General features: G+C 46.3%; 13 protein-coding genes. All 13 read right to left on the bottom strand.

The features are described from left to right. Positions 1–205: 205 nt before the first annotated feature. Positions 206–2098, bottom strand: a complete 1893-nt coding sequence (locus H6A32_RS00845; protein WP_204863527.1) for a polysaccharide biosynthesis protein — start codon at positions 2096–2098, stop codon at positions 206–208. A 37-nt stretch (positions 2099–2135) separates the two neighbouring features. Further along, complete coding sequence (locus tag H6A32_RS00840) at positions 2136–3629, bottom strand: LCP family protein (protein ID WP_204863526.1); 1494 nt, start codon at positions 3627–3629, stop codon at positions 2136–2138. A gap of 18 nt (positions 3630–3647) precedes the next feature. Beyond that, positions 3648–4406, bottom strand: a complete 759-nt coding sequence (locus H6A32_RS00835; RefSeq protein WP_204863525.1) for an immunoglobulin-like domain-containing protein — start codon at positions 4404–4406, stop codon at positions 3648–3650. Positions 4407–4426: 20 nt separating this feature from the next. Next, complete coding sequence (locus tag H6A32_RS00830; protein WP_087167279.1) at positions 4427–5119, bottom strand: polysaccharide biosynthesis tyrosine autokinase; 693 nt, start codon at positions 5117–5119, stop codon at positions 4427–4429. An 18-nt stretch (positions 5120–5137) separates the two neighbouring features. Then, the gene (locus tag H6A32_RS00825; RefSeq protein ID WP_087167280.1) at positions 5138–5914 is read right to left on the bottom strand and encodes a YveK family protein; all 777 of its coding nucleotides are present in this window, start codon (positions 5912–5914) and stop codon (positions 5138–5140) included. A gap of 30 nt (positions 5915–5944) precedes the next feature. Beyond that, a complete protein-coding gene (locus tag H6A32_RS00820; RefSeq protein ID WP_087167281.1) occupies positions 5945–6679 on the bottom strand; it encodes a CpsB/CapC family capsule biosynthesis tyrosine phosphatase in 735 nt (244 codons plus the stop codon). Positions 6680–6838: 159 nt separating this feature from the next. Next, complete coding sequence (gene cmk, locus H6A32_RS00815) at positions 6839–7504, bottom strand: (d)CMP kinase (RefSeq protein ID WP_087167282.1); 666 nt, start codon at positions 7502–7504, stop codon at positions 6839–6841. A 46-nt stretch (positions 7505–7550) separates the two neighbouring features. Beyond that, entirely contained in the window at positions 7551–8786 is a 1236-nt protein-coding gene (locus H6A32_RS00810) for an NAD(P)/FAD-dependent oxidoreductase (RefSeq protein ID WP_204863524.1), read from the bottom strand. Next, positions 8771–9724, bottom strand: coding sequence for a MurR/RpiR family transcriptional regulator (locus H6A32_RS00805; RefSeq protein ID WP_087167284.1), 954 nt, complete (start codon positions 9722–9724; stop codon positions 8771–8773). Before H6A32_RS00805 ends, H6A32_RS00810 begins: the two co-directional genes overlap by 16 nt. A 197-nt stretch (positions 9725–9921) precedes the next feature. Next, the gene (locus H6A32_RS00800; RefSeq protein WP_204863523.1) at positions 9922–11334 is read right to left on the bottom strand and encodes an oxaloacetate decarboxylase subunit alpha; all 1413 of its coding nucleotides are present in this window, start codon (positions 11332–11334) and stop codon (positions 9922–9924) included. Between the two features lie 19 nt (positions 11335–11353). Continuing rightward, a complete protein-coding gene (locus H6A32_RS00795) occupies positions 11354–12505 on the bottom strand; it encodes a sodium ion-translocating decarboxylase subunit beta (protein WP_204863522.1) in 1152 nt (383 codons plus the stop codon). Positions 12506–12532: 27 nt separating this feature from the next. Continuing rightward, positions 12533–12901 (bottom strand): biotin/lipoyl-containing protein, encoded by a 369-nt coding sequence (locus H6A32_RS00790; RefSeq protein ID WP_087167287.1) that lies wholly within the window; start codon positions 12899–12901, stop codon positions 12533–12535. A 12-nt stretch (positions 12902–12913) separates the two neighbouring features. Beyond that, positions 12914–13675 carry an OadG family transporter subunit gene (locus tag H6A32_RS00785; protein WP_087254875.1) on the bottom strand — a complete coding sequence of 254 codons (762 nt, stop codon included), beginning with the start codon at positions 13673–13675 and terminating at the stop codon, positions 12914–12916. Positions 13676–13683: the final 8 nt, after the last annotated feature.

The following is a 13683-nucleotide window of genomic DNA, read 5'->3' as shown; positions in this document are numbered from 1 at the left end:
AGTCGCTTTTTTGAAATATTCTGCATGAAAAAAGCATACTCTTTTCACTTCCAAATCATGAAAGTAAAAAGGGTATGCTTCGCCATTTCACCCGGACGCTTTTCCGGGTGAATCACGATATTCCATAATGACCACTTTCCCATTCAAACGCGACAAAGCGACGATTTGATTTGGTTAAGATATTTTCAAGTCCAAAACGACTTTGTTATTTTTCTTTTTTCTTATACTGATAAGTAGGTACGATTCTGGATACCCGTTCTTTGACATCCGATACTTCCTTGTAGCATGCATCTTTCAGTTCTGCAAGCTCCATCAGGAATTTATCATCATCCATATCGATCGGTTCTCCAATGAAAATCAGATTGTTATCTGTTTTGTGCAGACCTTCCTCTGCCATTAAAAGCTCTTCGTAAAGCTTTTCTCCAGGTCGGAGGCCAGTAAATTTAATTTCGATATCCACTCCCGGTTTCAGTCCGGAAAGTTTAATCAGGTTGGTGGCAAGGTCGAGGATCTTGACCGGTTCTCCCATATCGAGAACGAAGATCTCGCCGCCTTCTGCGTAGGAACCTGCAGTCAGCACAAGGGATACTGCCTCCGGAATCGTCATGAAGTACCGGATGATATCCGGATGTGTGACGGTAACCGGTCCGCCCTCTGCGATCTGCTTTTTAAACAGCGGAATTACGCTTCCGTTGCTTCCCAGTACGTTTCCGAAACGTACTGCCGCAAAGGTGGTTCCTTTGGAATGGCGTGACATCATCTGAATGACCATCTCGCACATTCTCTTGCTGGCACCCATGATATTGGTCGGATTGACCGCCTTGTCCGTCGAAATCAGGACAAATCTTTCTACACCGTACTCGTTGGCGAGTTTTGCAGTATTGTAGGTTCCGAATACATTATTTTTGATTGCCTCATTCGGGCTTGTCTCCATCAGCGGTACATGTTTGTGTGCTGCCGCATGGAAAACGAGCTGTGGATGATACGTGGAGAATACCTTTTCCAGACATCCGGTATCCCGCACAGATCCGATCAATGCGACCAGATTTAATGACGGATATTTCCTTCTCAGCTCCTGTTCAATATCATAGGCATTATTTTCGTAAATGTCAAATATAATCAGCTGTTTTGCACCGTATGCCGCAATCTGCCGGCAGAGCTCGCTTCCGATGGAACCGCCGCCTCCTGTGACAAGTACGACTTTGTCTTTTACATATCCGGAAATCTCTGCAAGGTCCATCCGGATGCTTTCCCGTCCGAGAAGCTCTTCGATCTCTACCGGACGGATCGAACTTACTTTTACTTCGCCGTTAACCAGCTGATAGACAGCCGGAACGATCTGCATTTCACATCCCGTCTCCTTGCAGATCTCGAGAATATTTTTCTTTTCAGAAGCCGAAATCGCAGGAATTGCAAAGATAATTTTCTGAATCTGATATTTTTTTACCATCTCAGGAATATCTTCTCTTGTTCCGACAATCGGAATTCCGTCGATATAACGGTTCTTTTTGTTTTTGTTATCGTCAATAATACAGCGGATTCTTGTGTGCATCTTGTCTCCGCTTTTATTAAATTCACTGATGATTGCCCTGCCGGCCTCTCCGGCACCGATGATCATCGTATTTTTCACATCTCTGGCTTCTACAGCCGCTGCTGAAGTCCTTGTGACAAACATCCGGTAAATCCGGTAAGAGAAACGGATGCCTGTAATCAGAAAATACTGAAGAATTCCCCCCATTACATAATACGAAATCGGCATTCTCTGAAAAATCACGGTAGTCCCCACAATATGAAGTGCCATGGAAATCGCGCATACAATTGTGGTCCTCGACAGTTCATCAAAGCTTGCGAACCGCCACATGCTCCGGTACAGTTTAAATGCAAACATCAGAATCAATGTGCATACAGTATGAATCGGAATATACCTGATCCAGGTGAACAGGTATTCCGGCGGAATATCCGAGAAGCGGAAATCAAATCTCAGCCATAACGCCAGCCCGTAAGACACATTCATTACAATTACATCATAGATAAACAGTAAGATTGAGATACGTACCCAATGATACAGAAACAGCTTATCTGCCATCCATTTCCTCATAACACTTTACTCCTCATTTTTTTATTTCCACAGCTTTCTACTGTGTAATTTTTTCCCCGCCTAAAATCCGGTTAATCTTGCTTGAAATACTGTTTACAGAAACCTCATTCGGATTCATGACATACAGCATCTGGCTTCCGGATGAATAACAAGTATTGCTGTCTCCTGTTCCGATCGCATTGTCGGTCAGGATACTCCAGCTGCCGCCTGAATTGAGCTGCATCTGGATCAATTTTGAAAGCTGATCCATAGATACGTTCGTTTCTACACAGTCGTCAAGCTCTTTTACAATATCCATAGCTTTCGTAAGCATGGATGGTGTCAGCATCTTGTTGATAATTGCTGTGATCACGGCTTCCTGATTCTTTCCCCGCTGGTTATCACCGGAAGCAAAGCTGTGACGCTCCCTTGAAAAGGCAAGTGCCTGTTTCCCGTTTAAATGGTTCACACCCTGCTGGAAAGAATATCCTCCCGCTTCAAAAGCATACTCGGAATTGACGTCGACTCCGCCAAGTGTATCGACAATTTCAATCAGTGAGGTAAAGTTCACTCTCGCGTAGTAATTGATGTCGGTATTGTAAAGCTGTTCCAGTGTTGCCATGGAAACATCCACTCCATAAATTCCGGCATGAGTCAGTTTGTCCCGCTGGTTTCCGGAAACTCCCGGAAGTGTCACGTAGTAGTCACGCGGCGTTGTTGTCAGAAGCACCTGGCGTGTTTCCGGATTCACTGTTGCGATGATATTCACATCACTTCGGCTGTTTGTGGAAATCGGACCGTATACGTCGATTCCGCTGATATAGACATTGAACGGTTCTGTCACGCTCTGGTCTACCTTTTCCAGTTTTGTATCAATTCCATACTGATACAGAATACGAACCTGATCTTCATATCCTTCAATCTCGTCTGTAATCAGGCTGTTGAATGCCTCATTATAGATAGCCGCCTCAATTCTACCATCCAGAAGGGCCTGTGCTTCCTCCTGAACAGTATTGAACTCCGACACATTCGGCTCCTGTCCGATCAGTGTGGAAAGCTTGGTAATCATTTTTTCGTTGTTTGTCTGATCAGCGGCCGTCTGAACTCCGAAAATATAATTCTGCGCATCCAGAATCGACTCCGCGCTGTCTTCCTTTTTGACCACAACGATCATATTGTCGGTTTTATACTCAGCTCCTCCGATATTACTGATTGCCTGATGCATATTCATAAAGTAATAGGTTCCGAAAGCAAGTGCGGCACTGATCAGAATACTCAGTACAATCCCCACAATATGAATTTTGTTCCTGATATACTGCATTCCAAATGTGAGGGCGAACAACAGCAGAAGCACAACAGCTCCTGCTGCCAGATACTTCATCGGAATCATTCCACTGTTAAATAAGATACCGACAAAAATCACAGAAATCAGAAGCTGAATTACTGCAATCACTTTTCCGAGAGTATTTCTCCCTTTTTTCTCGTCGTAATGCCGGGAACCGCGGCGGCCATGATGTCTCCTGCGTTCCCTCTGCTCTCTTCTCTGCGGCATTTTTATCACTCCTTTTACCTACTGTACAGTCAATGTAAACTCTTCAATATTTGATGTATTATTGTTCGTATCCATCACATAGTAGCGAATTGTATATGTACCCGGAACGGATGTATTGTACTCTCCGTCCGCGTGAATTCTTCTGGATAATGTCGCCGCATCGTCCTGGTCATCCACCACCTGGTCAATCACGGAAAGGACGTCAAATGATTCTCCTGCACGGATTGATCTGGACGTCTCCGTGAGACGGATTGCCGGATTTGCCCCGTCCGGTGTCAGTTCTCCGGTATTTTCCTCCTGTGTTTCCTCAGCGGAAGCCTGTTCCTGTGCTGCCTGTTCATCCTCTGAAGTTTCCTCTGAAGTATCTTCCTCTGTCTGCGCTTCCTCTTCCTGGGACGGTTCCTCTGCTTCCGGTTGGCCGACGTTTTGCTCCGTCTGACCAGTTCCCTCGTAGTTGACCATTCGCGTTTCGGTTCCGACGTTATTGTGCTCATCAATCACCGCATACTGAACAATCGCCCGGCTTCCGTCGCTTACTACTGTAATTTTGTCAATAAAGATCTTGTCTGTTACATCGCCGTCCCGGTTGTCTTCGGCAGTTACGTCAGCGAGGAGTTCTTCATAATTGTCTCCGTCTTTGTAGGTGATTTCTTTCTCTTTGTCTTCGATCGTGATGACCGGTGCTGTTTTATCCTGTGAAGCAGTGATAACGGCCGCACCGGCTACCAGCACCGCACAGCCTGCTATCAGACACAGGGTTAATAGCCTTTGTCTCATCTTAACGTTCTCCTAATCGATTAATTGTCACTTCCGTAATGTCCGTAATATTTCCCGTAATACTTACCGTAATATTTATTCTGCTTCATGGATACCTTGTTGAGAACAACTCCCAGAATATTACATCCTGTCTTGGTAAGCTGATCCTTTACGGAACGCGCGAACTTGTAGCTGATCGTATTGGCTGAAATAACAAGAATCGCCGCGTCACATGCTGCGGACACGATTGCGCTGTCGATAACACTTCCAAGCGGAGGTGTGTCGATAATAATATAGTCATAAATATTTCTTGCCTCTTTTAACAGTGCGGCAAACTTTTTGCTTCCAAGGAGTTCTGCCGGATTTGGCGGAACCGGACCTGCAAAAATGACAAACAGGCCTTTTTCGTTTGTTTTGCAGAGAATTTCAGAAAGATCTCCCTGACCGGAAAGAAAATGGGTCAGACCTTTCATCTCTCCTGTCACCTTATATCTTCCGGCAAGAACAGACTTTCTAAGATCCGCGTCAATAAAAAGAACTTTTTTCCCTGCTTCTGCAAGAGAGTATGCCGTTGATAATGATACCGTACTCTTTCCTTCACTTGGAGTACAGCTTGTAATTGCAATGATCTTGTTTTCCTCTCCGGAGAATTCAATATTTGTACGAAGCTGTTTGTAGGATTCATTAATTCTGTAATCCTGCATACTCTTTAAATTTAATGATATTTCTTTCATCTTCAGACCTCCCAAACCTTACTTTTTCGCAGTTTTTTTCTGGAAATTCCGGGCCGAGAGCCCTTTTACACGTTTTTTATTCTTTGCATTTGCCCCGTCATAAACCGGAATGGACGCAAGAACATTCAGTCCAAGATATGTCTCTACATCTTCCGGTGTCTTTACTGTATCGTCCAGCATAAATACCAGAATGATAATACCGGCAGAAATCAGAATTCCGAGAATTGCGCCGATCAGCGTATTACGCATCACGCTCGGGCTGCTCGGGCTGTCCGGCAGGTTCGCTTCCTCTACCGTCTTGACAGAGTCAACATCCATGATATCCTGAATCTGAATTCCTACCGCCTGGCGTACCGCATCTGCAATATCTCTTGCCTGTTTCGGTTCGGCGTCTCTTACATTAATGGACATGACACGGGTATCTGTCGGTGTGGTAACCGTAATCTTATCCGCCAGCTCTTCTGTATCCATATCAAGATTCAGAACAGAAATAACTTCTTCCAGAACCGGACGGCTCTTTACCAGTTCCGCATAGTCTTTCGTCAGCTGTGATCCTGTCTGCAGATCATTGTATGTCACGTTTCCGGTGTCCGTTGTTCTGGTCAGCACATAGAACCGGGTTGTTGAAGTATACATTGGCGTAATAAAAAGTTTGGTTCCAACAAATGCCAGAAGTCCCAGCAGGATTCCTGACAGAATAATAATATGTGCCTTGCTCCATAACGTCATAAACAATTCGGTGAGATCTATTGTAATCTCATCATTTTCTTTCACATTCTGGTTTGTCCCTTCCATAAACACTATACCTTCCTAATTCATTCTCATTTAGTACTCGTCAATCTCTTCATTGCGAAGAACTTTCTTGGCATTTTGCCCGAAGATCTGGTCCGCATACTCTTCACCGCAGCGTTTGACAACTTCTTTGTATGCCTCCTGCATCTTCGGTGACCGCTTCTCCGGACCATGTGCATCTGTCCCTACCAGCTGGACAAGATGCGCTTTTAATACCTCCCGCAGAAACTTCTTTACGCTTCTGCCGTAACTTCCTGTAATGCTTCCCGCGTTCACCTGGAGATACGCCCCCATCTCCCTGAGATATTCTACGTTTGAGATATCTTCTCTCAGGCAGTTGTAACGCTCAATGTGCGCAATAATAACGGTGTGGCCGCTCATTTGAAGCTTTCTCACAGCATTCAGGATATACTGGAAATCGTCTCCCGGCGAAAACTCCACCAGGATATATCTGGATTTTCTGATGCTCACTGCTTTCCCGGTCTTTAAAAGCTCCGGGACATCCTCCCCGTAATAAATCTCCATCCCAAGACAGATCTGCATCTTCGGGTGAACTTCCTTTGCAAGCTTTCGAGTCAGGAGCAACTGTTTCTTGATCAGATCGATATCATTTTTCCCTCTCTGCTTGTGATAGTGAGGGGTCGCCACCATGATCTGTATCCCCTCATCCCATGCTTTCTCCAGCATGGCCTTTGTTTCTTCCGGAGACTGGGATCCATCATCCACCCCCGGCAGAATGTGACAATGAATATCTACAAACTGGTTCATCTATCCTACTCCAATCTTTCCATACTATTGCTTTGTCAACTATTATACGTTAGCCACTCCGCAATTTTCAAGCAATAGTTACAATCCTTTCTATTTTTTTACGTCGTTATTACAATTTATTACAGTAATTCCTCCTCTCCGGTCAGTTCTCATTCCTTTTTATCTTGATTCGCGGCAGAAAGATTCTATTTTTTCTACAACTTCTTCAATCGTCATCTCTGAGCTGTCAATCAGCTCTGCGTCTTCTGCGCGGCACAGCGGGGAAATCTCTCTGGTCATATCTCTTCTGTCACGTTCTTCTATATCTGCTGCGATCTGAGCATAATCGCAGGATTCCCCTTTTCCCAACAATTCATTGTACCTTCGTCCGGCTCTCGTGTCAACACTTGCCGTCAGGAATATCTTGACATCTGCATCCGGCAAAACACTTGTTCCGATATCTCTGCCGTCCATTACAACATCTTCTCTCCTTGCCAGATCCCGCTGCAGTTCCAGCAGTCTGGCGCGTACCGCCGGAACGGCCGAGCTTTTTGATGCCATATTTCCGACTGCTTCCTCCCGGAGATGGTCTGTAATATTTTTATCATTTACATAAATCTGCTGCTTTCCATTTTCGTAGGCAATGTCAATTTTCACCTCTTCACATGCTTTTGTGACCGCCTCTTCATCGTCCGGCCGGATTCCTTTTGTCAGAAAATACCAGGCAAGCCCCCGGTACATTGCTCCGGTGTCTACATAAATAAAGCCTTTTCTTTCTGCCAGAAGTTTTGCTATGGTGCTTTTCCCGGCGCCGGCCGGTCCGTCAATCGCTATCTGATAACCCATTATTTTCATCCTCCGATACTGTATTTATTCTCAGTCTGACTGTGCCTTATTCCTCAGAAGCACAGGAACCCGCCGCATTTCCGGTAGACCATGCAATCTGAAGATTGAATCCGCCTGTCACAGCATCCAGATCCAGAACCTCTCCCGCAAAATGGACATGTTTTACCAGTCTGGATTCCATCGTCGCCGGGTTGATCTCCCTGACATTGACGCCTCCCTGTGTAATAATGGCTTCATTGAAATCCCGAAGCCCGGTAATGGTCAGCTCCAGACCTTTTAGCAATGCCGCGAAAGCAAGCCTCTCTTCTCTGGTGATTTCGTGGATCTTCTTTTCCGGATGAATCCGGCTCTGCTCAACAGCCACCGGAATCATCTTGGCCGGGAGAAGCCTGGCAAGTGCGTTTTTAAACTGCTTGTTCTTATTCTCCTCGAAATCCCGCAGAAGTCTCGCATCCAGCTGTTCAAAGGAAAGCGCCGGCTTCAAATCAATCCGGAGTCTCAGCGGTCTTTCCTCCAGAATTTTTCCGACAAAAGAGCTGGCGCTTAATATCATCGGCCCGCTCACTCCATAGTGCGTAAAAAGCATTTCACCAAAATCTTCGTAAAGGACTTTCGACCCGTCCAAGATGGTAATTGCCGTATTCTTAAGAGAAAGGCCCTGAAGATCTTTTACAAAAGCTTCCTTCGTCTCCATCGGCACCAGCGCCGGACGGATGCTGGTTACGGTATGTCCAAGGGTTTTTGCAAACCGGTAACCGTCTCCTGTTGACCCTGTCGTCTGGTAGGAGTTTCCTCCTGTGGCGATAATACATGTATCTGCCTGTACTTCCGTCCCGTCCGCAAGGTACAGGCAGGCAAACGCCCCGTCTTTTGTTCCGATCTGCTGTACTTTCGTGTTTAAGTGTACCTGAACTCCCTGGCGTTTCAATTCATCTCCCAGTACACGGATGACATCAGAAGAATGATCGGACTCCGGAAACACCCTGTTTCCCCGCTCTGTTTTCATCTTCAGTCCGATTTCGCTGAAAAACTCCATGGTCTCTTCGTTTGTAAATCCGTAAAAACTGCTGTAAAGGAACTTTTTATTTGTAACCACAGAATCCAGAAGTTCTTCCATATCACAGGAATTTGTCAGATTGCACCTTCCCTTTCCGGTAATATAGATCTTTTTACCCAGTTTTTCATTTTTCTCAAATAATTCTACCTGGTTTCCATTTCTTGCTGCGAAGATGGCGGCCATCATTCCTGCCGCGCCTCCTCCGATTACTACTGTTTTTCCCATTCCGTTCTCCTCTGATCATTCACTTTCTTCTGGTCCGGAAAATGAAGTGGTATTTTATCCCTGACCGGATGCAGTTCATCGCTTGAGTAAACCTGATACTCATCCCAGATCTGTTCCAGTGTCCCCAGCGTGTCCACAACCTCGTCCTGCTTTTTCATGCAGAGTGCAACCACAAGCGCATTAATCACACTCAGCGGCGCCACAAGCGAATCCACAATCGAAGCCATATCGCTGCGCGCGATCAGACTGCAGGACGAATAAAGATTCATCGGTGAGTGAACGCTGTCCGTCAGTGTGATGATCTTTGCTCCCCGGTTGTTCGCAAATTCCAGAGCCTTTAACGTTCTCATGGAGTATCTCGGAAAGCTGATACCGATGATCACATCCTCCTCCGTAATCCGGATAATCTGCTCAAAAATCTCACTGGAACTGTTCGTGTCCACACTGACCACATTGTCCCGGATCAGATTCAGATAAAAGCCAAGAAAATTTGCAAGTGTGGCACAGCTTCGTATGCCCACAATGTAGATTTTCCTGGCATTTAAAATCGTATCGACCGCCGTCTCAAAGGCATTCTGATCAATATGCTCCATCGTCAGCTTAATCTTCTCTATATCCGACTGGAGCACACTCATCAGAATCTCAGACTGGCTGATCCGTCCGTAAGTAACCTCCATCCTCTGAATAAAATTCAGACGGTTGCTCACAAGCTCCTCAAGCGCTTTCTGAAACTGCGGATAGCCCTTGTACCCAAGACCGGACGCAAAACGTACAACTGTAGACTCACTGACACCGACCACATCACCCAGTCTGGCCGCAGTCATGAAAACAGCCTTCTCATAAGAAGACCGTATATAGTCCGCCAGTTTCTTCTGGCTCTTGCTCATCCCGTCATACCGCTCCTCAATTCTTTCAAGCAACTCATTTTTGCCGGTCATGACTAACTCCTCCAAAAGTCCATAATAGCTAATTAAGTATACTCCTTTTTCACCTTAATTACAAGCATTTCACAAGAGTCGACAAGAAAGAGGACAAAGATTTAAGCATTTATTAAATTTTGGGGACGTGTTCCGATGAATCGGAACACGTCCCCAATAGAAAAATCTGTATTGCTTTTTATTTAGAAGTTGTACGTTTAAACAGGATAACTTCCGTTTTTTGTGTCTGCAATTGTCTCGTCTACTTTTGTCTGCTGTGCCTGACGGTATTTGAAAAAGTCGATTGCAACCTGCGGGAAGAGGGCATAGGTCAGTACATCTTCGTCCTGCTGTTTCCACTGTTTCATCTCGTTTTCGAGTGTTTCCAGTTCGTCCGGGATAAGATCTGCCGGGCGGCAGGTGATGCAGTCATCGATTTCGTCGCCGAGGCATTTTTTCTTGACGTCTTCGTTGAACGGGCAGACGGTTGCGCCGTATTTGCCTTTCAGGATATCTTTTGTTTCTTTGGTTGCCATTTTGTAGCGTTCTCCCATCAAAACGTTGAAGACAGCCTGTGTTCCTACGATCTGGGAGGACGGTGTGACAAGCGGCGGTTCTCCGAGGTCCTTTCTGACTCTTGGTACTTCTTCAAGCACTTCATAATATTTGTCCTCCGCTCCCTGTTCTTTCAACTGGGAGGTCAGGTTGGAGAGCATGCCTCCCGGTACCTGATAGAGGAGTGTTTTGATATTAACTCCCAGATTCTTCGGATTTAAGAGTCCGCTTTCCAGTGCTTCATCACGGATCGGGCGGAAGTAATCTGCGATCTCGGACAACAGCTGCTGGTCAAATCCGGTGTCGTACGGTGTGCCTTTGAATGTTTCTACCATGACTTCGGTTGCCGGCTGGGATGTTCCGAGCGCAAATGGTGACATTGCCGTATCGATCACATCTACACCTGCTTCCACTGCTTTTAAGTAGGTCATGGATGCGACTCCGGATGTATAGTGGGTGTGGAGCTGGATCGGAAGGTTTGTTGTTTCTTTTAAAGCGGTTACAAGTTCGGTTGCTTTATAAGGAAGCAGGAGGCCTGCCATATCTTTGATGCAGATGGAATCCGCACCCATCTCCTCGATTTCTTTTGCTTTCTGTACCCAGTATTCCAGAGTGTAGGCGTCTCCGATTGTGTAGGAGAGGGCCACCTGTGCATGGGCTTTTTCTTTGTTTGCCGCCATGACTGCGGTCTGAAGATTCCGAAGGTCGTTCAGACAGTCGAAAATGCGGATGATATCAATTCCGTTTGCAACGGATTTCTGCACAAAGTACTCTACTACATCATCGCCGTAAGGACGGTATCCGAGGATGTTCTGTCCGCGGAACAGCATCTGCAGCTTTGTGTTTTTAAAACCGTCACGGAATTTACGGAGTCTGTCCCATGGATCTTCTTTCAGGAAACGTAAAGAAGCGTCAAAGGTTGCTCCTCCCCAGCATTCCACGGAATGATATCCGACTTTGTCAAGTTTTTCTACGATCGGCATCATCTGCTCGGTCGTCATTCTTGTTGCGATCAGGGACTGATGTGCATCACGCAGAATCGTCTCTGTTATTTTAATTGGTTTTTTCTCTGCCATTTCAATCTCCTCCTCGAACTTATTTCACTCCGAATATCGCCATAAATGTTCCTGCCACGACTGCCGTTCCGATAACGCCGGCTACGTTTGGCCCCATTGCATGCATCAGAAGGAAGTTTGTCGGATCTGCCTCAGCACCGACTTTCTGTGATACTCTGGCTGCCATCGGCACTGCAGATACTCCTGCGGACCCGATCAGCGGATTGACCTTGCCTCCGGTTACATAGCACATGACTTTGCCAAGAAGAACACCTGCCGCGGTACCGAACGCGAATGCGATCAGTCCCAGGATGACGATCTTGATCGTATCCAGATTCAAAAACGCTTCCGCGCTTGTCGTTGCTCCTACGGAAGTACCAAGCAGGATGACAACGATATACATCAACGCGTTGGACGCGGTTTCTGTCAGCTGGCGTACCACTCCGGATTCACGGAAGAGGTTTCCAAGCATCAGCATTCCGACAAGCGGTGCTGTCGTCGGAAGAATCAGGCAGACAACAATGGTAACGATGATCGGGAAGAGGATCGCTTCCAGCTTGGATACCGGCCGGAGCTGTTCCATCTTGACCTTACGTTCTTTTTCCGTTGTCAGAAGCTTCATGATCGGCGGCTGGATAATCGGTACCAGTGCCATGTAGGAATATGCCGCTACCGCAATCGGTCCAAGAAGTGCGGTCTGCTGAAGCTTTCCGCAGAGGAAAATCGATGTCGGTCCGTCCGCTCCGCCGATGATGGCGATTGCTGCCGCTGCTTTGTCAGAAAATCCCATTGCCATTGCTCCGAGGTATGCTGCAAAAATACCAAACTGTGCAGCTGCTCCCAGAAGGAAGCTTTTCGGGTTCGCAATCAGCGGGCGGAAGTCTGTCATTGCTCCGACACCCATGAAAATCAGCGACGGCAGAATAGACCACTCGTCCAGTTTATAGAAATAATACAAAAGTCCACCGGTTCCATTATCCGAATCTTCAAAAGACAGCATAATGTCCGGATAGATATTTACAAGGAGCATCCCAAAAGCAATCGGGACGAGAAGAAGCGGTTCAAACCCTCTGTTGATCGCAAGATACAGAAACAAGCATGCAACTGCAATCATGATCAGGTTGCCAACCGTCAGGTTCAGAAATGCCGTCTGCTCTACAAGACGCCCTAACGTCTCAACTATATAGCTCATGTTCTAACCTCCAATTGTCAGTTGTCATTAATTTAATGTTGCAAGCAAGGTTCCCGCTTCACATGCATCTCCTACTGCAAGTTCGATACTTGCCACTGTTCCGTCTTCCGGAGCAACAACAGGGATCTCCATCTTCATCGCCTCAATGATGACAACCGGCTCTCCTCTTTTTACTTTCTGACCTACAGAAGCTTCGATTTTGAATACTTTTCCGGCCGCCCCTGCTTCCACACGGATGCTGCCTGCACCCTGCGTTTTTTTCGGAGCCGGTGCCTTTGGTGCTTTCGGTGCTGCCTTTGGTGCCGCTGCCGGCGCAGATGCCGCTCCTGCTTCATTCTTCTCTTCTACTGTAACGTCATATACGTTTCCATTTACTGTAATTGTATAACTTTTCATGATTGCTTCCTCCTATTTCCACTGACTGTTCTTTCTTCTTTTTTTAATGGAACGTACTACAAATCCGTCTGTAGAAGTCCCCTCACTTGCCGCGATTGCCGCACTGATGACTGCAACCAGCTCCAGATCATCCGTCAGATCCTCTTCCTGGACAGTCTCTTCTTCAACAGCAGCAGGTGCTGCTTCTGTCTGTTTCGGCTCTGTCTTTTTCTGCTGTGTTTTCCCGATCAGGCCGAACAGGGAAATGATAAAGGAAATGAAAATCAGTACGACAAACACAGTTCCCATTCCAAGGACTGTATTCAGGCCGGCCTTCTGAAGAATTTCTCCGGTTGAATATTTGGCTGCCGCCGTAAAACTCTCCATCTCCGATTTTTCGTTAAACTCAATCGTAATCTCAGCATCTCTGTCTTCGTACTCGGCATCTGTTGTCAGCATGATGCTGTCCGAGCTCTGCTCCACAGTGAAATCTCCGTGGCTGATATAATCACCACACTCTTCAATTCCAGCTTCCCACGCATCAATCATCGTGGTAAAATTGGACGCCTGCACATTAAATCCTGACTGAAGCAGTGTCAGATTCAACTGCAGTTCACTTACATCCTTAAATGCATCCAGTTCTTCCGTAGACATCTGGCTGAAACTTGAGATCAGCGCATCCGCCTGCTCGATCATTGTATCTTCATCATAATTTGCATCAGAACTGCTGCTGCATCCGGAAAGAGTAAATACGAGGGCAAGGATGACTGCAAATAAACTAATTCTTTTCTTCAACTCGTCTC

Origin of the sequence: Drancourtella massiliensis (genome assembly GCF_016900655.1) — a bacterium.
Taxonomy (GTDB): Bacteria; Bacillota; Clostridia; order Lachnospirales; family Lachnospiraceae; genus Sellimonas; species Sellimonas catena.
Note: the sequence above shows the minus strand (reverse complement) of the source record. Positions and strands in the feature narration are given on the sequence as shown.